General features: G+C 63.2%; 18 protein-coding genes and 1 pseudogene. 13 read left to right on the top strand and 6 right to left on the bottom strand.

Annotated features, from left to right (window positions below):
• Positions 1-363 precede the first annotated feature (363 nt).
• The 5 genes from AC0L16_RS25175 (at position 364) to AC0L16_RS25155 (ending at position 6,786) form a co-directional block, all read left to right on the top strand.
• Positions 364-825: a DUF4126 domain-containing protein gene (locus AC0L16_RS25175; RefSeq protein WP_473623948.1), complete on the top strand. Its 462-nt coding sequence runs from the start codon at positions 364-366 to the stop codon at positions 823-825.
• Complete coding sequence (locus AC0L16_RS25170; RefSeq protein WP_473623947.1) at positions 822-2,198, top strand: FAD-containing oxidoreductase; 1,377 nt, start codon at positions 822-824, stop codon at positions 2,196-2,198. The genes AC0L16_RS25175 and AC0L16_RS25170 overlap by 4 nt, the downstream gene beginning before the upstream one ends.
• 122 nt (positions 2,199-2,320) lie before the next feature.
• The gene (locus AC0L16_RS25165; RefSeq protein ID WP_473623945.1) at positions 2,321-3,376 is read left to right on the top strand and encodes a M14 family metallopeptidase; all 1,056 of its coding nucleotides are present in this window, start codon (positions 2,321-2,323) and stop codon (positions 3,374-3,376) included.
• A 262-nt stretch (positions 3,377-3,638) separates the two neighbouring features.
• Positions 3,639-5,828, top strand: a complete 2,190-nt coding sequence (locus AC0L16_RS25160) for an anthranilate synthase (protein WP_473623944.1) — start codon at positions 3,639-3,641, stop codon at positions 5,826-5,828.
• Between the two features lie 28 nt (positions 5,829-5,856).
• Positions 5,857-6,786 (top strand): cation diffusion facilitator family transporter, encoded by a 930-nt coding sequence (locus AC0L16_RS25155; protein WP_473623942.1) that lies wholly within the window; start codon positions 5,857-5,859, stop codon positions 6,784-6,786.
• A 5-nt stretch (positions 6,787-6,791) separates the two neighbouring features.
• Here the strand turns inward: AC0L16_RS25155 and AC0L16_RS25150 are convergent, their stop codons facing one another.
• Together AC0L16_RS25150 and AC0L16_RS25145 are read right to left on the bottom strand one after the other, a co-directional pair.
• Positions 6,792-7,001, bottom strand: coding sequence for an antitoxin (locus AC0L16_RS25150; protein WP_473623940.1), 210 nt, complete (start codon positions 6,999-7,001; stop codon positions 6,792-6,794).
• A gap of 26 nt (positions 7,002-7,027) precedes the next feature.
• A complete protein-coding gene (locus tag AC0L16_RS25145; RefSeq protein ID WP_473623939.1) occupies positions 7,028-8,122 on the bottom strand; it encodes a hypothetical protein in 1,095 nt (364 codons plus the stop codon).
• A gap of 96 nt (positions 8,123-8,218) precedes the next feature.
• Here AC0L16_RS25145 and AC0L16_RS25140 point away from each other — a divergent pair, with 96 nt between their 5' ends.
• The 4 genes and pseudogenes from AC0L16_RS25140 to AC0L16_RS25125 all read left to right on the top strand — a co-directional run bounded on the left by AC0L16_RS25140 (position 8,219) and on the right by AC0L16_RS25125 (position 11,061).
• Positions 8,219-8,656 (top strand): DsrE family protein, encoded by a 438-nt coding sequence (locus AC0L16_RS25140; protein ID WP_473623970.1) that lies wholly within the window; start codon positions 8,219-8,221, stop codon positions 8,654-8,656.
• Positions 8,657-8,776: 120 nt separating this feature from the next.
• Positions 8,777-9,556 (top strand): SDR family NAD(P)-dependent oxidoreductase, encoded by a 780-nt coding sequence (locus tag AC0L16_RS25135; protein WP_473623969.1) that lies wholly within the window; start codon positions 8,777-8,779, stop codon positions 9,554-9,556.
• Between the two features lie 46 nt (positions 9,557-9,602).
• On the top strand, positions 9,603-9,911 hold the full coding sequence (locus AC0L16_RS25130; RefSeq protein ID WP_473623937.1) for a putative quinol monooxygenase: 309 nt from the start codon (positions 9,603-9,605) through the stop codon (positions 9,909-9,911).
• Between the two features lie 69 nt (positions 9,912-9,980).
• Positions 9,981-11,061: pseudogene (locus AC0L16_RS25125) on the top strand (AbrB family transcriptional regulator).
• Between the two features lie 46 nt (positions 11,062-11,107).
• Here AC0L16_RS25125 and AC0L16_RS25120 read toward each other — a convergent pair.
• From AC0L16_RS25120 to AC0L16_RS25110, 3 genes are read right to left on the bottom strand one after another with little or no spacing between them, the layout of a single operon-like run.
• Positions 11,108-11,422 (bottom strand): nuclear transport factor 2 family protein, encoded by a 315-nt coding sequence (locus AC0L16_RS25120; RefSeq protein ID WP_473623936.1) that lies wholly within the window; start codon positions 11,420-11,422, stop codon positions 11,108-11,110.
• Positions 11,422-12,198 (bottom strand): esterase family protein, encoded by a 777-nt coding sequence (locus AC0L16_RS25115; RefSeq protein WP_473623934.1) that lies wholly within the window; start codon positions 12,196-12,198, stop codon positions 11,422-11,424. Before AC0L16_RS25115 ends, AC0L16_RS25120 begins: the two co-directional genes overlap by 1 nt.
• 5 nt (positions 12,199-12,203) lie before the next feature.
• Positions 12,204-13,370 (bottom strand): ATP-grasp domain-containing protein, encoded by a 1,167-nt coding sequence (locus AC0L16_RS25110; RefSeq protein ID WP_123149351.1) that lies wholly within the window; start codon positions 13,368-13,370, stop codon positions 12,204-12,206.
• Positions 13,371-13,820: 450 nt separating this feature from the next.
• Between AC0L16_RS25110 and leuA the strand changes: the two genes are divergently transcribed.
• From leuA to AC0L16_RS25090, 4 genes are all read left to right on the top strand, one after another.
• Positions 13,821-15,539 (top strand): 2-isopropylmalate synthase, encoded by a 1,719-nt coding sequence (gene leuA, locus AC0L16_RS25105; protein WP_473623968.1) that lies wholly within the window; start codon positions 13,821-13,823, stop codon positions 15,537-15,539.
• 392 nt (positions 15,540-15,931) lie between these two features.
• Positions 15,932-17,710: a tetratricopeptide repeat protein gene (locus tag AC0L16_RS25100; RefSeq protein WP_473623933.1), complete on the top strand. Its 1,779-nt coding sequence runs from the start codon at positions 15,932-15,934 to the stop codon at positions 17,708-17,710.
• A 27-nt stretch (positions 17,711-17,737) separates the two neighbouring features.
• Positions 17,738-18,541: an alpha/beta fold hydrolase gene (locus AC0L16_RS25095; protein ID WP_473623932.1), complete on the top strand. Its 804-nt coding sequence runs from the start codon at positions 17,738-17,740 to the stop codon at positions 18,539-18,541.
• Positions 18,542-18,671: 130 nt separating this feature from the next.
• Entirely contained in the window at positions 18,672-19,295 is a 624-nt protein-coding gene (locus tag AC0L16_RS25090) for a hypothetical protein (RefSeq protein ID WP_473623930.1), read from the top strand.
• A gap of 110 nt (positions 19,296-19,405) precedes the next feature.
• On the opposite strand, the gene AC0L16_RS25085 is transcribed toward AC0L16_RS25090, so the two are convergent.
• Complete coding sequence (locus tag AC0L16_RS25085) at positions 19,406-20,320, bottom strand: metallophosphoesterase family protein (RefSeq protein ID WP_473623929.1); 915 nt, start codon at positions 20,318-20,320, stop codon at positions 19,406-19,408.
• Between the last annotated feature and the right edge of the window lie 16 nt (positions 20,321-20,336).

Here is a 20,336-nt window from a genome sequence, read left to right as displayed (position 1 = left end):
ATTGCCCTGTGACCGGGAGAAAGACGCCTTCGCAAGAGATTTCGCCAACTGTCAACGTTGCAAAAAAGGGCGCCGAGGTTGCGGCCAGCCCCTTCTCCCTGTCGCTATACGGGGAGAAGGTGCCGGCAGGCAGATGAGGGGCGGCGCCGACATCGGGAATTGGTCATCTAACCTGAGCGATTGCCCTGCGCTCGATCCTGCCGCATCGAGCCATGGCGGCCCTCCCGTCTTACCCCTGCTGTTTCAATAGGGTGTCCATGAAAATGGTATAGCGCCAGAGATCGCAGCCTCTGGTCAAATGCCGAACCTATGCTAGCCTGCCCTGGCTGGGCTGTCCCAGGCCGTGTGATCGAGGGGTCAATCATGCTGTACATCCTTGCACTTCTGATCGGCGTCGTTGCCGGCCTTCGCGCCATGACCGCGCCAGCCGCCGTCGCCTGGGGCGCCTGGCTCGGCTGGCTGCCGGTCGCCGGAACCTGGGCTGGTTTCATGGGCCACTGGATCACCGTCGGCATCTTCACCATCCTGGCCATCGTCGAACTGGTCACCGACCAGTTGCCGTCGACGCCGAGCCGCAAGGTGCCGCAGCAGTTCGGCGCACGCATCGCCGTCGGCGCCTTCATCGGCGCGGTGATCGGCGCGACCGGCGGCGCCACCGCCGGCGGCCTGATCGCCGGCGCCATCGGCGCGGTTATCGGCACGCTGGGCGGCGCCGAGTTGCGCAAACGCCTGGCGCTGGCTTTCGGCAAAGACCAGCCGGCCGCCTTCATCGAAGACGCGGTGGCGATCGTCGGCGGCCTGCTGATCGTGGCGGCGGTGGCATGACGGCAAAGCCATTCGACGCCATCATCATAGGCGCCGGACAGGCCGGCCCGCCGCTCGCCGGCCGGCTGACGGCGGCCGGCATGAGCGTGGCGCTGATCGAGCGCAAGCTGGTCGGCGGCACCTGCGTCAACACCGGCTGCATGCCGACCAAGGCCATGGTGGCCAGCGCCTATGCCGCGCATCTCGCCCGCCGCGCCGCCGATTACGGCGTGACGCTCTCCGGTCCGGTCGGCGTCGACTACAGGGCGATCAAGGCGCGCAAGGACAAGGTGTCGGACGACGCGCGCGGCAACCTCGAGAGCTGGATTGCCGACATGGACAGATGCACGCTTTATCGCGGCCATGCGCGCTTCGAGACGGCCGATACCGTGCGCGTCGGCGACGACCCGCTGAGCGCCGAAAAAATATTCATCAACACCGGCGGCCGTGCCTCGGTGCCTGATCTGCCAGGCGTCGACGACATTTCGTTCCTGACCAACGCGTCGATGATGGATCTCGACGTGCTGCCGCGCCACCTGGTCGTCGTCGGCGGCAGCTACGTCTCGCTCGAATTCGCGCAGATGTTCCGCCGTTTCGGTTCACAGGTCACGGTGATCGAAAAGAGCCCGCGGCTGATCGGCCGCGAGGACGAGGATGTCTCGGCCGCCATCCTGTCCATCCTCGAGAACGAAGACATCACGGTTCATCTCGGCGCCGGCGACATCAGCTTCGCCAGGCAGGGCAGCGACATTGCCGTGACTTTCACCGCCGGCCAGGCGCCGGCTGTCGGCTCGCATGTGCTGCTGGCAGTAGGCCGGACGCCCAACACCGACGATCTCGGCCTCGACAAGGCCGGCGTCGAGGTCGACAAACGCGGCTTCATTGTCGTCGACGACCAGCTGCGCACCAGCGTGCCCGGCATCTGGGCGATGGGCGACTGCAACGGCAAGGGCGCCTTCACCCACACCTCCTACAATGACTACGAGATCGTCGCCGCCAATCTGCTCGACAACGACCCGCGCAGGGTTAGCGACCGCATCGAAGCCTATGCGCTCTATACCGACCCGCCGCTCGGCCGCTGCGGCATGACGGAGGCAGCGGTAAGAAAGTCCGGCCGCCGCGCGCTGGTCGGCCAGCGGCCGATGACCCGTGTCGGCCGTGCGGTCGAGAAAGGCGAGACGCAAGGTTTCATGAAGATCCTGGCCGATGCCGACACCAACGAAATCCTCGGCTGTTCGGTGCTCGGCCCCGGCGGCGACGAGGCGATACACTGCGTGCTCGATCTGATGTACGCCAAGGCGCCGATCAGCACGCTCGCGCGCGCCATGCACATCCACCCCAACGTCTCGGAGCTTCTGCCCACCATTGCCCAGGAGTTGAAGCCGCTGGCATAGGCCGGGCAGGACCAGTATGTCCGCCGCGCCCGGCCGAGTAGAGTCTTGCGCCCATAGCGCCAAAAGCTGGACCAATCGACAGCGTATCGACGAAAGGGCATGTGTTTTCCTGGAGGAATATCATGCAGAAATCGATCGAGCGTATCGCCGGCGACAGCGAGGGCGTTTCCTACGAATTCCCAGTCTTCCGCTTCGAGGGAACGGACAAGGCGGCATCTTCGGCCTATCTGCAGGCGGCACTGCATGCCGGCGAACTGCCGGGCGTCGTCGCCATCGACGCGCTGATGCCAATGCTTGAAAAGGCCGAAGCCGAAGGCCGCATCAAGGGCAATATCACCATCGTACCGCAAGCCAATCCGATCGGCCGCGCCCAGTATCATTTCGGCGAGCACCAGGGCCGTTTTCACCTGGGCACGCGCACCAACTTCAACCGCGGCTTTCCGCTGCTGGCCGCGCCTGACCCGACGCTCTTGCCGGACGCCACATTTGGCACGGCCGACCAGCGACTGAAGACGCGGCTGCTGCAGCTGTCGATCGGTCACGACATGGTGCTTGACCTGCACTGCGACGACGAGGGCCTCGCCTACCTATATGTCCATGCCAGCCTATGGCCGGCCATGGCGGATTGTGCTGCGGCCATGGGCGTCGATGCGGTGATCCTGTGGGATGAAGATACCGACGGAACCTTCGAAGGCGCCTCGATCACGCCGTATCTGAACCTCCCTGCCGAGGTAGCGCGGTTCGACCGGCGCGTCGCCACCACGGTCGAGTATCGCGGCATACTCGATGTCGACTGTGCTCTGGCCGGCGCCGATGCCGAAGGGCTTTATCGGCTGCTGGTGGGGCGCGGCGTGATCCTGGACCAGGCCCTGTCCACGCCCGGCAGCTTCACCGGTATCGTTGCACCGCTCGAAAACATCGACATGATGCCGGCGCCTCGGGCCGGCGCGGTCCTCTATAACGTGAAGACCGGCGACCGTGTGGCAAAAGGCGCGCTGCTCGCCACAATCGTCCATGCGCCGGGTGAAGCCGACGGCCGCACGCAGGTCTTAGCGCCGCAGGCGGGCATCATCCTGACACGGCGTTCCCGGCGCATCATCCGCGCCGGCGAAGATCTGCTGAAGCTGGTCGGCGACAGGAAGAGCGCCGATGCAAGGTCGGGAACGCTGGAGGATTGAGGGGCTCATGCCCTTCTCCCTGCCCTCCATTGAATCCAGTTGCGCGGCCGTGCAATCGCCGCTATTGGAATCGCCATGAACATGCGCTCGATCAAGACCGTTTGGTGGTGGGCTCGCTGACAGCGGCCTGTTCGAACGCGTGCGCGTGAAAATAGAAGGTGGCCGCAACGGAATGTCCGGGCGGCCATTTGTTTTTTCAAGCCATGCCCCGGGTCCGTTGCCCCAAGACGCTGAAATACCCAAGACGCTGATGGAGACGGCAATGACGACGAAAATTCTGGAGAACGGGGCGGAGCGCTTCGTCACGGCGGGTGGCGTGACGATTACCCGCGAGCGCCATGACCGGCCTTACGAAGGCGCGATCGACGCCTATGTCGACGGGCTGAATTCACGCCGTGGCGCCGTGTTTTCCTCGAATTACGAATATCCCGGCCGCTATACGCGCTGGGACACCGCCATCATCGACCCGCCGCTGGTGATCTCGGCGCGTGGCCGCGCCATGCGCATCGAGGCGCTGAACAGCCGTGGCGAGATGCTTCTGCCGGTGGTCGGCAGGGCGCTCGGCGGCCTTGACGAGGTGACGATCGCCGAGACGTCGAAGCGACTGATCCGCCTCGACGTGGCCAAGCCTGGCCGTGTCTTCACCGAAGAAGAACGCAGCCGCGTTCCCTCCGTCTTCACCGTGCTGCGCGCCATCACCGCTCTGTTCAAGACGGAGGAAGACGCCAATCTCGGTCTCTACGGCGCCTTCGGCTACGATCTCGCCTTCCAGTTTGATCCGGTCGACTACAAGCTCGAGCGCCAGCAAAGCCAGCGCGACCTCGTGCTGTTCCTGCCCGACGAGATTTTGGTCGTCGACCACTATTCGACCAAGGCCTGGACCGACCGCTACGATTATTCCAGCTATGGGTTTTCGACGGAGGGATTGCCGCGCGACGAAATCGACGAGCCGTTCAAGACCGCCGACCGCATCCCGCCGCGCGGCGACCACGAGCCCGGCGAATATGCCAAGCTGGTGCGCAAGGCGATGGAGAGTTTCAAGCGCGGCGACCTGTTCGAGGTGGTGCCCGGCCAGATGTTCTACGAGCGCTGCGAGACACCGCCCTCCGACATCTCCCGCAAGCTGAAGACCATCAACCCCTCGCCCTATTCCTTCTTCATCAATCTCGGCGAAGGCGAATACCTGATCGGCGCCTCGCCCGAGATGTTCGTGCGCGTCAACGGCCGCCGTGTCGAGACCTGCCCGATCTCCGGGACGATCAAGCGCGGCGGCGACGCCATTTCCGATAGCGAGCAGATCCTGAAGCTGCTCAATTCGAAAAAGGACGAATCCGAGCTGACCATGTGCTCGGACGTCGACCGCAACGACAAGTCGAGGGTCTGCGACCCGGGCTCGGTGCGCGTCATCGGCCGCCGCCAGATCGAGATGTATTCGCGGCTGATCCACACCGTCGACCATATCGAGGGGCGGCTGCGCGAAGGCATGGACGCCTTCGACGCGTTCTTGTCGCATGCCTGGGCGGTCACCGTCACCGGCGCGCCGAAATTATGGGCGATGCGCTTCATCGAGCAGAACGAGAAGAGCCCGCGCGCCTGGTATGGCGGGGCGATCGGCATGGTCAATTTCAACGGTGACATGAACACCGGCATGACGCTTCGCACCATCCGCATCAAGGACGGCATCGCCGAGGTGCGCGCCGGCGCCACGCTGCTCTTCGACAGCATTCCCGAGGAAGAAGAAGCCGAAACCGAACTGAAGGCATCCGCCATGATCTCCGCCATCCGCGACGCCAAGACCGGCAATGCCGCCGACACCGAACGCGCCACCGCGCGCGTCGGCGACAGCGTCAACATCCTGCTGGTCGACCACGAGGACTCCTTCGTCCACACGCTCGCCAATTATTTCCGCCAGACCGGCGCTAATGTCTCGACCGTGCGCACGCCAGTGCCGGACGAGGTCTTCGACCGGCTGAAACCCAATCTCGTCGTGCTGTCGCCCGGTCCCGGCACGCCGAAGGATTTTGACTGCGCCGCCACCATCAAGCGGGCCCGCGCGCGCGACCTGCCGATCTTCGGCGTCTGCCTCGGCCTGCAGGCGCTGGCCGAAGCCTATGGCGGAGAGCTGCGGCAGCTGCACGTGCCGATGCATGGCAAACCGTCGCGCATCCGCGTGTCGAAGCCGGGCATCATCTTTTCCGGCCTGCCCAAGGAGGTGACGGTCGGCCGCTATCACTCGATATTCGCCGATCCGGTGCGGCTGCCCGACGGCTTCGTCGTCACCGCCGAGACGGAAGAAGGCGTCATCATGGCCTTCGAGCACAGCAAGGAGCCGATCGCCGCGGTGCAGTTCCACCCGGAATCGATCATGACGCTCGGCCACAATGCCGGCATGCGCATCATCGAGAACATCGTTGCGCATCTGCCGCGCAAGGCCAAGGAAAAGGCGGCTTAGCTCCGGTTTCGGCGGCCGGAAGCAATCGATGACCGCTATTGATTCGAAAAACGCCGCCAAGCGCAAGGTCGCCAACCTCGCCTTCTGGTCGATCATCATCGCTTTCGTCGTGCTCGGCCTGAAGCTGGCGGCCTGGTACGTCACCGGTTCCGTGGCACTGTATTCGGACGCGCTGGAATCGATCGTCAACGTCATTGCCTCTGCCGCCGCCTATTGGGCGATCCAGGTCAGCTACAAGCCGGCCGACCAGGATCATCCGTTCGGCCACCACAAGGCCGAGTATTTCTCGGCTGTCCTGGAAGGCGTGCTGATCGTGCTGGCAGCCCTTCTGATCCTCAACGAAGTGTGGTGGTCCTTGCGGCATCCCGTCCCGCTCGAACAGCCCTGGACCGGCCTCGCCATCAACGGCGTCGCGACGGTGATCAACGCCTTCTGGGCCTTGACGCTGATCCGTGCCGGCCGTGCCGAGAAGTCACCGGCACTGGTCGCCGACGGCAGGCACATCATGACCGACGTGGCGACCTCGGTCGGCGTGTTCATTGGTCTGGTCGGCGCCGTGCTGACCGGCTGGCAAGTCCTCGATCCCGCTCTCGCCGTCATCGTTGCGCTGAACATCCTGTGGCAGGGCTGGCACGTCATCGGCTCGTCGATGAACGGTCTGATGGACCGCGCCGTCGACACGCAGGAGCACATGCGCATCCGCGACATCATCTCGGCCAATTGCAAAGGCGCGATGGAAGTCCACGATCTGAAGACGCGGATTGCCGGCCGCGCCACCTTCATCGAGTTCCACCTGGTCGTCGACGCCGACATGTCGGTGGGCGCCAGCCACGTCATCTGCGACCGCATCGAGGATTCGCTGAAGGCAGAAATCCCCTCGGTGCGCGTCACCATCCATGTCGAGCCCGATGACGAGGCAAAACTGCCCAAGGGCACGACGGCCGTGCCGTTCGCGTGAGGCGGCTAGGTCGGCCGTTCTAAAGCTGCCTCGACAAAGTCGTCGTCAAGCGGCCCAGTCACCTGGTCGAGCCAGCCCCAATCCTGCTCGAGCGGCTCGAGGATGACCGCTCGGCCTTGGCGGCGGATCGAAACCTCCTTGGTTTCGAAACGAAATTCCTTGGGCAGACGCACCGCCTGCGAGCGGCCTGACCAGAACACCTTCGCCTTCTCCATATGGCATCCTTTCTGACCCGAAAATCTCAAAGCGCGCAGGCAGTCTGGGGCATCGGCTCCAGCCGATAGACCTTGTCGTCGGATGCGGTCTCGCCTTCTGCCGCCTTCGAGCAGAGGTCGACGATCGGCAGGCTGCTGTTGGGGTTCGCCAGCATCATCGTGCCGTTGGCGCCGCGACGCAGAAAAATCTCCCTGGCCGCGATGTCGCAGGAAAAGTCGCTCGTCCTTCCGCTCGCCACACAGCGCCACTGGTCCGCTTCGCCGTCACAACTGTAGCTCTGCGTCACCTTGGCGGCATTCTGGCGCGTGGTGACGGAAACGGCTATGTCGGCGCCATCAGGCCAGTTTGCTGGTTCGCCGTCCTTGGCGAACGCGGCCAGTTCGATCGGGCCCCGGAAAACCCGGATGGTGTGGGTAAGCTGATCGGGATGCGAGCCGAGATGCGCGGCATCGTAGTCGCGCCCGTAGCAGAACGGCTGGTCCGGGTTCAGCCGCTCGCGCAGCGGTGCTCCCAGCGCCGGATCGACCGGATCGATGCGCGCGAATTCGGCCTTGCAGGTCTGCGCCGGCATGCGGTCGAGCCGGAAGCCGTCGTCTTCCGTGCCGAGTGCCTGCCTGGCAAACTCCTTTTCGCCAAGTTCATCCTCGGCGCCGGCATCGAGATAAAGGTTGCGATGCACGCCGGAGACGATCAGCCGGCCTTTTTCGTCGACGTTCACCAAGGCCATGGTGCGGTCGCATTCCATGCCGCAATGAATCTCGCCCGACTGCGGATCATCCTTACCGCACCAACCGCCGACCCATTCGGGCTCCCTGGCGCCGCGCACCGTCGTCGCCAAAAAACCGTTGTAGCCGGATGGACCACTGCTCGGCTCCTCGTTTGGATGGCTGACCGGATCACTGCCATAGTAGAAGAAAATCCGTCCCACCTTCTGGTTCGGGTGCACCTTGAGATGCGCGGCATCGTAGATACGCCCGAAACAGGCATCCTTGCCGTCCGGGCTGAGTTCGGCGAGCTCAGGCGTATCGTCGGCAAGGGCCGTGCTGGCCACAGCGGATAGCAAGGCGACAGCAAGTCCGGCGCCCACAATGGTCTTCCCCACAATGGTCCTCGACGTCATGTGCCTCTCCTCGCCCGATCACGACGTAACTTCAATTTATGCTAGGATCGATGCCGAAGCCACGCAATTTGCGAGAACATGCTGGAGAACGACATGATGCGACGTCGCGATATTTTCCGCGTCGGACTTGCCGGAGCAGCCGGTCTTCTCGGGCTGCGCCAGGTCAAGGCGGCGGCCGTGGAAGAGGAAAGGCAAAAGGTCGCCTATCACCTCAGCGACCTCGACAAGGTCGGCTTCGTTTTGGGCAATATCAAGAACCACTATGAGGGCACCGGCGGCAAGGTCGACATCGTGCTGGTTGTGCACGGACCGGCACTCGCCGCCTTCAAGTCGAAGAGCGCGTCGGCTGCCATTTCCAGCCGTTTTTCCGGCCTGGTTCGCGACGGGCTGGCCCCGCATGCTTGCGCCAATACCATGCAGGGCATGGACATTGCGCTCACCGATCTGCTCGACGGCTTCCATGCCGCCGAGACCGGCGGCGTCGTCAAGCTCGCCGAATTGCAGCGCCAGGGCTACGCCTATTTGCGGCCCTGAACCTCTACGGACTTGAACATGAGAGCGGCGAGGCCCTACGAAGAGTAGGAGAGTCCCGGAGGAATAGCCGTGCCAGCCACCACCACCGCCCCTGTCACTTCCACCCCTGTCACCTCCACCCTGGTCACCCCCACTTTGGTCATCCCCGACCTCGCCGGCAAGGCGGTGCTGATCACCGGCGCTTCGACCGGCATCGGGGCGGCACTTGCACTGGCCTACGCCGCGCAGAAATGCCGCGTCGCGCTGCATTATAATTCAAGTCGGGCGGCTGCCGAAAACCTGGCCGGGACTATCCGCAACGGCGGTGGCGAAGTATTCCCAGTCCAGGGCGATTTCTCGATTGCTGCCGATGTCGAGCGCGTCGTCGAGGACAGCGCGCAACACTTCGGCCGGCTCGATGGCCTGGTCAACAATGCCGGCGGCATGCTCGGCCGCGTGCCTTATGCCGAACTGACCGAGGCGCATTACGACGCGGTGATGGACCTCAACGCCCGCTCCGTGTTGACCGCATCACGCAAGGCGATGCCATGGCTGAAGCCCCAGGGCGGCTTCATCGTCAATACCTCGTCGATCGCAGCACGCAATGGCGCCGGCGGCGGCGCCGGCCTTTATGGCTCGGCCAAAGCCTTCGTCTCCAATGTGACTCGCGGTATGGCCAAGGAACTGATCGGCTTCAACATCCGCGTCAACGCGGTGGCGCCGGGCACCATCGCGACACCTTTCCATGAGCGCTATTCGACCGAGGAGCATATGAAGGCAATGGTTGCCACCATTCCGCAGGGCCGCGCCGGCACGCCCGAGGACTGCGTCGGCGCCTATCTGTTCCTCTCGTCCGCTCTGTTGAGCGGTTACATCACCGGCCAGGTGATCGAGGTGAACGGCGGCCAGTTGATGCCGTGAGCGGCGACCTGCATACTTGTCGGAACAAGCAACGGAGAAACCGGCAATGTATGGTCTGATCGGCAAGATGCGGGCGACGCGCGGCCAGCGCGACGCAATGATGGACGTCCTGCTTGCCAGCACCGGCGCCTTGCCAGGCTGCCTGAGCTATATCATCGCCACCGATCCGGCCGATGCCGACGCGATCTGGGTGACCGAGGTATGGACCGACCAGGCAAGCCACAAGGCTTCGCTGCAACTGCCGGAAGTCCAGGCGGCGATCACCAAGGCGCGGCCGATCATCGCCGGGTTTGAGTTCCAGGTGGAGACCCAGCCGGTAGGCGGCTTCGGCCTGCCCGCCGTCAAAACCGACTGACGCCTGAGCGGACGCATTTTTCGCCGCCGCGGGATTCGCATCTCCCCTCTTCGGGTCTAAGACCGAAAAATGGATTCCCTGCCAGACCAGCCGACCGTCGAACGCATGGCGCGGATGCCAAAAGTCTGGCAGTGGCTGGTGCTGCTGATTTTCTCGATGCTGTTTGCCGGCGCGCTGGAATTCGGCGCATTGCCGGCAGCGCTGCTGATCGGACCGATGCTGGCGGCGATCCTGGCCGGCACCAACGGCGCCACGGTGCGTGTGCCGCGTCCTCTGTTCGGCGCCGCCCAGGCGATCGTTGGCTGCCTTGTCGCCGCTTCGATCTCCGCCGACATCTTTCCGCTCTTCTACAGGGAATGGCCGCTGTTCCTCGGCACCGTGGTGGCGACCGTTGCTGCGTCAAGCCTGCTCGGCTGGCTGATCAGCCGCTGGCGTATCCTGCCCGGCACCACCGCAGTCTGGGGCTCATCGCCGGGCGCGGCCACCGCCATGGTGTTGATGGCAGGCGCCTTCGGCGCCGACCAGCGCCTTCATGCAATATCTGCGCGTCATCTTCGTCTCGATGACTGCGGCGCTTGTCGCAAAGATGTGGGTCGACACATCAGGCATCGAGGTCCCGGCCATCATCTGGTTCCCGCCGTTCGATCCAACAGCCTTTGCCGCGACACTTGGCGTGGCGCTCGTCGGCAGCCTCATCGGAAAGCTGTTCAGGCTGCCGTCACCCTTCTTCCTCGGCACCTTCGTTTTCGGCACTGCGGTGCATCTCGGACTAGGCGTACCGATGCAGTTGCCGCCCTGGCTGCTTGCCCTCGGCTATACGACGATCGGCTGGACCATCGGCCTGAATTTCACCAGGGCAATTCTGCGGCACGCGACGCGGGCGCTGCCGCAGATCGTCGGTTCGATCATCATCCTCATCGCCTTCTGCGGCGGTCTCGGCTTCATGATCAGCCACGTGCTCGGCATCGATCCGCTGACCGCCTATCTGGCGACCAGCCCCGGCGGCATGGATAGCGTCGCCATCATCGCCGCCGCCGCACAGCACGTCGACATCTCCTTCGTCATGGCGTTGCAATCGGCACGCTTCCTCGTTGTGCTGCTGATCGGGCCAAGCGTGGCGCGGCTGGTGGCAAGAAGCCTGAAGGAATGACCCGCTCGCGCAGACGTGTTCCGCCGCACCGTTACGGTGCGGACAGTCACGCAATCACCAGGCTGGAGATGAGATCGCCGTCCAGCGTGAAGGTCATGTCGCCCTCACCGTTGAAGCCATTGCCCTTCACGGCAATGCGAACCTCATAGGTGCCGTCCACAGCTGCGACGCAGACAATGCTGAGATGGGACTGCATGCCGATATTGTCCGACTGGTTCCAGCGCGCGATCTCTGCGCGCCCCTTGAAGGTGCGGCCCCAGTCGCTCAGCAATGCATCCGCCGTGAACGTGTCGAGAAACGTCGCAGTGTCACCTTCATTGGTGGCCTCGACGAAGCGTCGGATGGGATCGGGCTGGGTCATCAATCCAGCCTGTGTATCAGGTCATCATCCAGCCAGCGGGCGAAGAAATAGACCAGTTGCTTGTGCCACCATGGCCAGTCATGGCTGACATCGCCTCCCCAATAGTCGACCCAGGCGGGAATGGACTTTTCGCGCAGCACCTGTTCCAGCGCCCGTGTCTCGACCAGCATCCGTTCTTCCCATGCCCCCTGCCCGCAACAGAAGATCAGCCTCAGCGCCTTCAGCCGGCCGAGCAGTTTCTGGTCGACGATGCCAGGCAGATAGTCGAGCGGTGAGTTGAAGAAGATGTTGCCGTCGAGCTCCTCTCCGAAGAAGTCGCGGGTCGAATAGACCCCCGACAGCGCAATCACGCCGCTGCCCAGTTCCGGAAATCGGAAGACGAAGTTCGACGCATGATAGCCGCCCATCGAACAGCCTGAAAACAACGGCTTCAGCGTACGCCCGCCATTGGCCTCGGTCGCTGCAGAGAGAACTTCCGGCATCGCCTCTTCGCGCACATAGCGGAAATAGGCCTCGTGGCGAGCGATGCGGTCGGCCGGGTCGTTATGCTTGGCGAAGAAGGATTCCGAATCGATGCCGTCGAGGGTGAAGAGTTGGATGCGGCCAGTGTCGATAAACTCCGAAAGCACTGCGACCCCGCCGGAATCCTCGAACTGGTAGAACCGTCCTTGCGAGGTCGGGAACACCACCACCGGCCGCCCGGCATGACCGTAGCGCTTGTATTCCATGTCGCGGCCAAGGTTGCGGGCAAAACCCTTGTGATAAGAAATATCCATCGGCCTCACGCCTTTTCCGCGTGGATGTAATTGACCGCCTGGCGCAGCGCTTGGGCGTCTTTGGAACGCATCTGATAGGCGTAGTGTCCCATGGCGCGGCTGAAAACCTCTTCGATGGCCTGATGGTGGACGATCTTGTCGCCGTGGGCGGCTAGCACGTCGGCATGGCTATGCAAATAGTGGAGGTGCCGTTTGCGGCTGGCATAAGCGGTGAAGTACTTGCCCTTGTAAGGCCCGCCAGCGGCATCCCTGACCACCATCTCGGCCCACGCCGCATAGACGTCGATGTCGAACGTATAGTTGATGGCGTCGGTCATCCAGGCGCCGGGTGGCCGCATGTTGACCTCAAGCGCGATGATGCGGTCGTCCTTGGTCTCGAACAGCTCGATATGGAAGAAGCGCTCGCGCACGTCGAAGGCCCTGAGGATCTTTCTGCCGGCCTCCTCGACTGCCGGGCTGATCTCAGGAAAGCAGGTGTAGCTCATGTGGCGATCACGGTTGACCACCTCCATGACGCTCTGGTCGTAGCGGTGGCTGGCCGCCAGCACCACTTCGCCGTCGCGGTTGACCAGCCCGTCGAAGGTCACCACCAGCCCCTCGATGAACTGCTCCATGACGAAGCTGACATCTTCCGGCTTGTCCTTGAAAAATTGGTCGAGTTCCCTCGTATTGGAAATCTTGAAGGTGTTCGAGGCGCCGGAGCCGGAGTCCGGCTTCACCACCACGGGATAGCCGACGCGGCGGATGAAGGTCATGGCGCCGGCCCGGTCGGAGCATTTGCGCTGCGGTATGGTCTCGACGCCGCTCTTGCGGAAGAAGGCGCGCATGCGGCTCTTGCGCTTCAAATTCTTCACGAAATCGAGTTTGGTGCCAAAGATGTTGAAGTCGGTACGGATGTTGGCTTCCAGTTCCAGCCAATGCTCGTTGAGCGACTCGAAGCGGTCGATGCGGCCCCATTTGTGGATGAAATGGCCCATCGCCCGGAACACCGGCTCGTAGTCCTCCATGTCGGCGACGCGATAATACTCCGACAGCGCCGTCTTCAGTTTTCCGTTCAGCGCTTCATAGGGCGCGTCGCCGATGCCGAGCACGGTGGCACCGGCCTTCCTCAGCCGATCGCAGAAGTCGGCGCCGTTAGCGGGAAAATGCGGCGAGAAGAACACGAAATTCATGGACGGCCTCCCCCGGCATTGTCACCAAGTCGACAGCCCAGTCTGGCGCATTTGCCGCGTGTGGGGAAGGGCGCGCACAGCGCCGCCATGCAGCCCACTTGCCTCTCCTTAGCCGCTCCTGTATGAAAACCGCCATGATCAACCGCGCCACCTCCGTCGCTTCCCGTCAGACCGGCTTTTCTGGCGAGACCGTGCGCGCGCTTGCTTCCGCTCTGCTGCTTCTCGGCCTTATCGGCGATCGCCGGGTTCGCTGAAGGAGCGCCCGGCGGTCGAACCGCCGCTCACGCGCATGCTCCTTGGCCAGTCTCAAAATTGGCAAGTCACATCAAGCGAATGAACATCTGGTAAAGGCGCCGCTCGGCACCAGATCCGCCTGAAGGCGGATCCCGCGAGCCGCCGGGAGAGACGACAATGAACGCACGAGAAGAGATCCGCGCAGACAGCGGGGAGATGGGCAAGGATGCCCGGGGCATGCCGGAGGCAGCCCGGGGCATGCCGGAGGCAGCCCGGAAATACCAACCCTACCCGACGGTCGGTCTCACCGACCGCATTTGGCCTTCGAAGGTCATCGACAAGGCGCCGATCTGGTGCTCGGTCGACCTGCGCGACGGCAACCAGGCGCTGATCGACCCGATGGGCCACGAGCGCAAGGCGCGCATGTTCGCCCTGCTCCTCGACATGGGCTTCAAAGAGATCGAGATCGGCTTCCCGTCGGCCTCGCAAACCGATTTCGATTTCGCCCGCTGGTGCATCGAAGAAGGCAATGTCTCAGCCGATGTCTCGCTGCAGGTGCTGGTGCAGTGCCGGCCGGAACTGATCACCCGCACCTTCGAGGCGCTGCAGGGCGCCACCAACCCGATCGTGCATTTCTACAATTCGACCAGCGAATTGCAGCGCCGCGTCGTCTTCGAGAAGGACGTTGCCGGCATCAGGCGGATCGCCACCGATGCTGCCAAGATGATCACCGACATGGCGGCGAAGGCCGGCGGCGGTTATCGTTTCGAATATTCGCCGGAGAGCTTTACCGGCACCGAACTCGAAGTGGCGCTGGAAATCTGCAACGCCGTCACCGAAATCGTGAAGCCGACGGCGGAAAACAAGCTGATCATCAACCTGCCGTCCACGGTCGAGATGTCGACACCCAACATCTATGCCGATCGCATCGAATGGATGTGCCGCAACCTCGACAACCGCGAGAACCTGCTCATTTCGCTGCATCCGCACAACGACCGCGGCACCGGCGTCGCCACCACCGAGCTCGGCCTGATGGCGGGCGCGGACCGCGTCGAAGGCACGCTGTTCGGCAATGGCGAGCGCACCGGCAATGTCGACATCGTCACGCTGGCGCTCAACATGTACACGCAAGGCGTCGATCCCGAGCTCGACTGCTCCGACATCAACCGGATGAAGGACGTCTATGAATATTCGAACCAGTTGAAGATCCCCGAGCGCCATCCCTATGTCGGCGAGCTCGTCTACACCGCCTTTTCCGGCTCGCACCAGGATGCCATCAACAAGGGCATGAAGGCGTTGCGCAAGGCCAACACGCCGTACTGGGAAGTGCCCTATCTGCCGATCGACCCAGCCGATGTCGGACGCAACTACGAGGCGATCATCCGCATCAACTCGCAGTCCGGCAAGGGCGGCATCGCCTATGTGCTGCAGGCGGACTACGGCCTCAACCTGCCGCGCAACCTGCAGATCGAGTTCAGTCAGGCGATCCAGGCGATCACCGACGCCGAAGGCAAGGAGGTGCCGGCCAAGCGCATCTACGAGCGCTTTCTCGAAACCTATGTCGATCAGCCCGGCGCGCGGCTGAAGTTCCTTGACCACCACACCTATCCGGACCTCGAGACCAAGGGCCGGCGTGCGGTGGAGGCGGTCATCCTGGACAGGGGCAAGGAGGTGACGATTTCAGGCTCCGGAACCGGCCCGATCGACGGCTTTGTCGACGCGCTGTCGCGTCATGTCGGCGTGCCGATGTCGGTGCTCGACTATTCGGAGCACTCCATGCAGCGCGGCTCGAATGCCTCGGCCATCTCCTATGTCGAGATGGAGCATCCCGGCGGCAAACTGTTCGGCGCCGGCATCAACACCAATATCGTGGCCGCTTCGCTGGAAGCCGTGGTTTCCGCCGCCAACCGCATCGTCGGCCGAAAGGTCGACTAGAGCAATTCCAGGAAAAGTGCGTAGCGGTTTTCCGTCCGGAATTGCGTAAAACAAATGCTTGATGCATGTCGCGCAAAAGCATGCCCTCGGGCCTGATCCAGGGCCTGACCCGAGGGTGCGTAGCGGTTTTCCGTCCGGAATTGCGTAAACAAATACTTGGAGCGGTTCGGCGGTCTATCAAAAAGCTGGACCGCTCCAGACCAGCTGTCGAAAGCGATGAGCTGGAGCAAGATGAGCCCGGATGGTACCATCCTGCTCCAGTCTTTCGCCCATTAACCACCGGAATATTATCCGGTGGGGTACGCGATCGCATAATGGATGCATGCTTGTATGGCAGTGCAGGCGCTATATGATTGCGTCTTAACCTGTGCCGACTTCGAGAGGATCGACACTTGCAGCATGCCACGCCTGCCGCCCCCGCAGTGCGCGAGACGTTGGAGCGATTGCTAGCCAGCGAAACGTTCGGGAGATCCGAACGAGCGCGTAAGCTGCTTCGCTACCTGGTCGAGCGCGAGCAGGCAGGCGAAGCCGACAAGCTCAAGGGCTTTTCCATTGCGATGGATGTTTTCGGCAAGGACGGCGATTTCGATCCGTCGACCGATGCCGTGGTGCGGGTGCAGGCGGGAAGGTTGCGCGAGCTTCTGCAGCATTACTTTGCCAATGAGGGCGTTGCCGAGCCGATCCGCATTGCCATTCCGCGTGGCGGCTATGTTCCATCCTATGAACGCAACGCGATCCGCCTGCCGGTCGAGCCGGCGTCGGCGGAACACGTCGAAGCGGCGGCCACCTTGCCGGAATCGCCCGAAGAACCCGGCATGGCCGCACCTGCCGCATCGTTGATGTCCCCCGTCGTTCGCCAGCCGGCACCCTCGCTGCTGCGCCATCTCCAGTTTTTCTGGCTGGCGATCGCTCTGGTCATCGCCATGCTGGGCGTGCTGATCCTTCGTCAGGGAAGCAGCGCATTGCTGGCCGGAAGCGATGCCGCGCCGACGATTGAAAATGCGGTGGCAACCGGCAGCATTGCGCCATGGGCTCCGGTTGAAAGCCTTCCGCTCGTCTATATCGAGGTGAAAACCAACAGTGCCGAGGCTGCCCGCGTCGCCGCATCGCTGCGCGCCGGCCTCAGCCGCTTCGACACGGTCACCTTCATCGGTCGCGATACTGACGGCCCGCCCGATCCGGTCGCCGATGCGATCAGCTTCGTATTCGATGTCTTGCCGGGACCAACGGCAGGCGATGTCACGCTGGAGCTTCAAAGCGTGGCGACCGGACGGGTCCTGCTGTCACGCAACTTGACTGCCGCCGACAGCACATCCTCCACCGTCGAGGACAGTGTCGCCGGCATTTTGAGTTCGGCCGTTCCCGCCTCGGGCGCGATCTACAACTATATCGATCTGAGCGGCCTTCAGACCGGCCTGACGGAATGTCTGCTGCTCAACGACAAATACTATCTCGACCAGGGCGCCAAAACCCATGAGACTGCCTATCGCTGCCTCGAAATCCTGGTAGATCGGGATGCGAAATCGTCGCTCGTCTTTTCGGAGCTGGCGACCCTGCATCTCGAGGCGGCCACAGATCACTACGCCTATCCAGCCGGCGCAACGATCGAACAGGCGATGTCGCTGGCCCGTCGCGCCGTGCAGATGGGGCCGACCAGCCCCTATGCCCACCGTGCCTATGGCTATCTCAATTCCCGCCTCGGCAATTCGGAGGAATCGATCCGCTGGATCCGCAAGGCCTACGAACTCAACCCTTACGACCTCAGCATGGCGGCAGCTTACGCCTACGGGCTGATTTTCGCCGGCAGGTACAGGGAGGGAACACCGATCCTTGCTCACGCCGCCGAAACCTCCAGCGCCCATCCGACCTGGTGGGATTACGGGCTTTTTGTCGGCCAGTTCATGGCTGGCGATATGAACAAGGCCGCACTTGCCAGCGATGCGTTGCAAGGGACGCCGACGAAATCGCACTATCTGGCTGCGCGGCTGATCACTGCCAAGGCCGCCGGCCGCGATCAACTGGCGCACGAACTTTTGGACGAGTTGACTGTCAAGTTCCCGAAATTCGCTGCCGATCCGCGCGCCACTTTTGTCGAGCGGAGATACCCCGCCGATCTGACCGAGCGGCTGGTCGAGGCTTTGCGTGCCGCCGGGCTCGGCAATGCCAGCTAGTCCTTCCGACCAGCACGGCCGATCGCGGTGATTTCATCCCTTTACGCTGCCGAACGCGGCGCCGGCCCGAAGACGGTTGTCTTCCTGCATGGCTTCGGCGGTTGCCATGGCGACTGGCACGAGGTGATTTCGACACTGGCACCTGGTTCACGGACGCTGGCCTATGATCTTCCGGGCCATGGGCTGTCCCTCGATTTCCCGGGTGGCGGCCCGGCCAGAACAGCCGCCCGGGCCATTCTTGCAGACCTCGCCGCACGCAGAATCAGGAGGGTGCATCTCGTCGGCCATTCGATGGGCGGGGCGGCGGCAGTGCTGATGGCATTGGCCGAGCCCGAGGGGATAGCCTCGCTGACGCTTCTGGCGCCGGGCGGGTTTGGCACTGAGATCAATGGCCCGCTGTTGCGCCGTTACGCCGCAGCAGCCGGCAAAAGTGAAATTCGCGCCTGCCTCGCCGCCATGTCCGGACCGCAAGGCCCGCCCTCGGAGCGCATCGTGGATGTGCTTGGCGAAATGCGTGCGCGTCCCGGCCAGTTGCACAAACTGGTCGAGATCGCGGCCGCCATGACCAGGGACGATCGGCAGGGCGTCATCCCGCGCGAACGGCTCGAAACGCTGGATATGCCGGTGATGGTGGTTTGGGGGACGGATGACACAGTGCTGCCCTTCAACCAGGCCGATGGTCTGCCAGCGCATTTCCACCTGCACCACGTGTCGGAGGCCGGCCATATGCTGGTCGAGGAAGCGCCCGGCCTGATCGCCGAGATCGTCCGCCACAACATGAAACGCCGCAGCAGGGCGCTTCGTCCAAACTCCGTTCCCGCGGCGGGCTGATCCGTCCCTGTCAAAGCGCGGCTTCGGGCCGGATTTTGCAAGCCGCCTATCGATCTCGCAAGTGCATTTTGCTGCATTTTGCCAGCGACTATGTTAATTCGGTGTTAACCAAACCCGCGAGGCAACGCCGATGAAGGATGCAGCCGAGAACATAAGCCAGGCCGATCAGTCGCGAAAATTGTCCGACGCCATCCGCGACGTGAAAAACGCCTTCGCCGACCGCGACGACGTCGTGGTCGACATGCGCGAAGCTCATCGCATGCGGCTCGAGTTGCTTGCCGCCGAACTCGCGCCGATCTTCGCCGACGTGCCCGCCGACATGGACAATTTCGACTTCGCCGTCTCGTCCGGGCTGCAGCCGCGCCTCTGGATCGACGCCGTCAGCCATGTCGCCATGGGACGCGACCGCCGCACCTATCGCTTCCTCAAGGACACGCGCATCGGCCGGGTAGTGCTCGCCGAATCGACCGAGATGAAACCGGTTGCCGATCAGGTGACGCGCTACGTCGCGGAGCGCGTCGTCGAACGCCAGAGAATGCTGGAAGGCGGGGTCGAGCAGGCTGTCGCCGGCCTGAAACGTGCCTTGGTCCCGGAGGCCGAGCCGCCGCTGCGGGCCGCCACGCGCCGCAAGCGTTGGTCAACCTTTCTCTCCGGTCTCGGCCTGATCGCCGCCGGCGCCCTGGTCGGGTTGGCTGTATCGATCGTGTTGTTCTGGGACCGCCTCGTTGCGATGGGACTGAGTTTTGGACCATGATCCTGAACCGAAGGTCCGCGTAGCGAAAAGTGGAAACCGGTTTTCGGAAAAGATCATGGTCAAACAAAAAGATAGAGCCCCATCCCGATTCCATCGGGATGGAACAGGCTCTAGGCCATAGCGTCCGCGCCAAGCTCCACAACCTCCAGATCGGCTGGCGGGATGGCCGGCCCGGTCAGGCCACGTCGCGTCAGCCTGAGCCGCCAATTGCCTGTTTCACCATCGATCTCCAGCAGATTATATTGCGCCGCTGGACGCCTGCCGCCTGGCGCCTGCCCTGCGGCAGCGACGCCGACCACCGGAATTTTGGCGCCGCGCCCATTGATCGAGAACAGCGTCGGCTCGTGCGAATGGCCGTGCAGCACAAGCTCGGCCCCGTGCCGCTGAACGACTTTTTGGAAGCGGGCAATGCCGAACAGCCGCTTGGGCTGCGAAACGGCGCCGCGTACCGGCGGATGGTGGATCATGATCACCCGGAACAGCCCGCGTTTGGCCGTGGCATCGAGCACGTCGCGCAGCCTTTCCGCCTGGTCTTCCAGAAAAAAGCCGTTGGCCATGAACGGAGCCGTCGCCCGCGCCGTCGTGACACCGATCAGCGCGACGTTGCCACGCACGCGCAGATAGGGAAAGGCTTCGCGGTCGACCGGCGTATTGACGCCGTCGCCGGTCATCCACGCCGTCCACGACCGGCAGGACTTGTCGAAAGCTCCAGGCACATAGGCGTCGTGGTTTCCCGGAACGACCGACACATCGTCGGGAGAGCCCAGCGTCTCCAGCCAGTGCTTGCCCATCTCGATCTCGCCATCGAGAGCCAGATTGACCAGATCGCCGGTGACGGCAAGGTGATCGGGTGCGCTCGCCTTGATATCGGCGACGATGGTGTCGATGACGGCGTCGCGCATGTGGCGGCGGCGATTGCGCTGCCAGTTGACGTAACCGACCACCCGCTTGGAGGCGAGATCGCGATAGGTTACACCGGGAAGCGGTCCTAAGTGGATATCGGAAATATGTGCGAGCCTGAACATCCCTCCTTCATAAGCG

It is taken from the genome of Mesorhizobium sp. WSM4848 (assembly GCF_055811375.1).
Note: the sequence above shows the minus strand (reverse complement) of the source record. Positions and strands in the feature narration are given on the sequence as shown.

Coding starts and splice junctions, on each gene's coding strand:
- AC0L16_RS25130 (WP_473623937.1), top strand. CDS start 9,603: ATGTATGGTCTGATCGGCAAGATGCGGGCGACGCGCGGCCAGCGCGAC.
- AC0L16_RS25165 (WP_473623945.1), top strand. CDS start 2,321: ATGCAGAAATCGATCGAGCGTATCGCCGGCGACAGCGAGGGCGTTTCC.
- AC0L16_RS25145 (WP_473623939.1), bottom strand. CDS start 8,122: ATGACGTCGAGGACCATTGTGGGGAAGACCATTGTGGGCGCCGGACTT.
- AC0L16_RS25170 (WP_473623947.1), top strand. CDS start 822: ATGACGGCAAAGCCATTCGACGCCATCATCATAGGCGCCGGACAGGCC.
- AC0L16_RS25140 (WP_473623970.1), top strand. CDS start 8,219: ATGCGACGTCGCGATATTTTCCGCGTCGGACTTGCCGGAGCAGCCGGT.
- leuA (WP_473623968.1), top strand. CDS start 13,821: ATGGGCAAGGATGCCCGGGGCATGCCGGAGGCAGCCCGGGGCATGCCG.
- AC0L16_RS25115 (WP_473623934.1), bottom strand. CDS start 12,198: ATGGATATTTCTTATCACAAGGGTTTTGCCCGCAACCTTGGCCGCGAC.
- AC0L16_RS25110 (WP_123149351.1), bottom strand. CDS start 13,370: ATGAATTTCGTGTTCTTCTCGCCGCATTTTCCCGCTAACGGCGCCGAC.
- AC0L16_RS25175 (WP_473623948.1), top strand. CDS start 364: ATGCTGTACATCCTTGCACTTCTGATCGGCGTCGTTGCCGGCCTTCGC.
- AC0L16_RS25120 (WP_473623936.1), bottom strand. CDS start 11,422: ATGACCCAGCCCGATCCCATCCGACGCTTCGTCGAGGCCACCAATGAA.
- AC0L16_RS25085 (WP_473623929.1), bottom strand. CDS start 20,320: ATGTTCAGGCTCGCACATATTTCCGATATCCACTTAGGACCGCTTCCC.
- AC0L16_RS25155 (WP_473623942.1), top strand. CDS start 5,857: ATGACCGCTATTGATTCGAAAAACGCCGCCAAGCGCAAGGTCGCCAAC.
- AC0L16_RS25160 (WP_473623944.1), top strand. CDS start 3,639: ATGACGACGAAAATTCTGGAGAACGGGGCGGAGCGCTTCGTCACGGCG.
- AC0L16_RS25150 (WP_473623940.1), bottom strand. CDS start 7,001: ATGGAGAAGGCGAAGGTGTTCTGGTCAGGCCGCTCGCAGGCGGTGCGT.
- AC0L16_RS25090 (WP_473623930.1), top strand. CDS start 18,672: ATGAAGGATGCAGCCGAGAACATAAGCCAGGCCGATCAGTCGCGAAAA.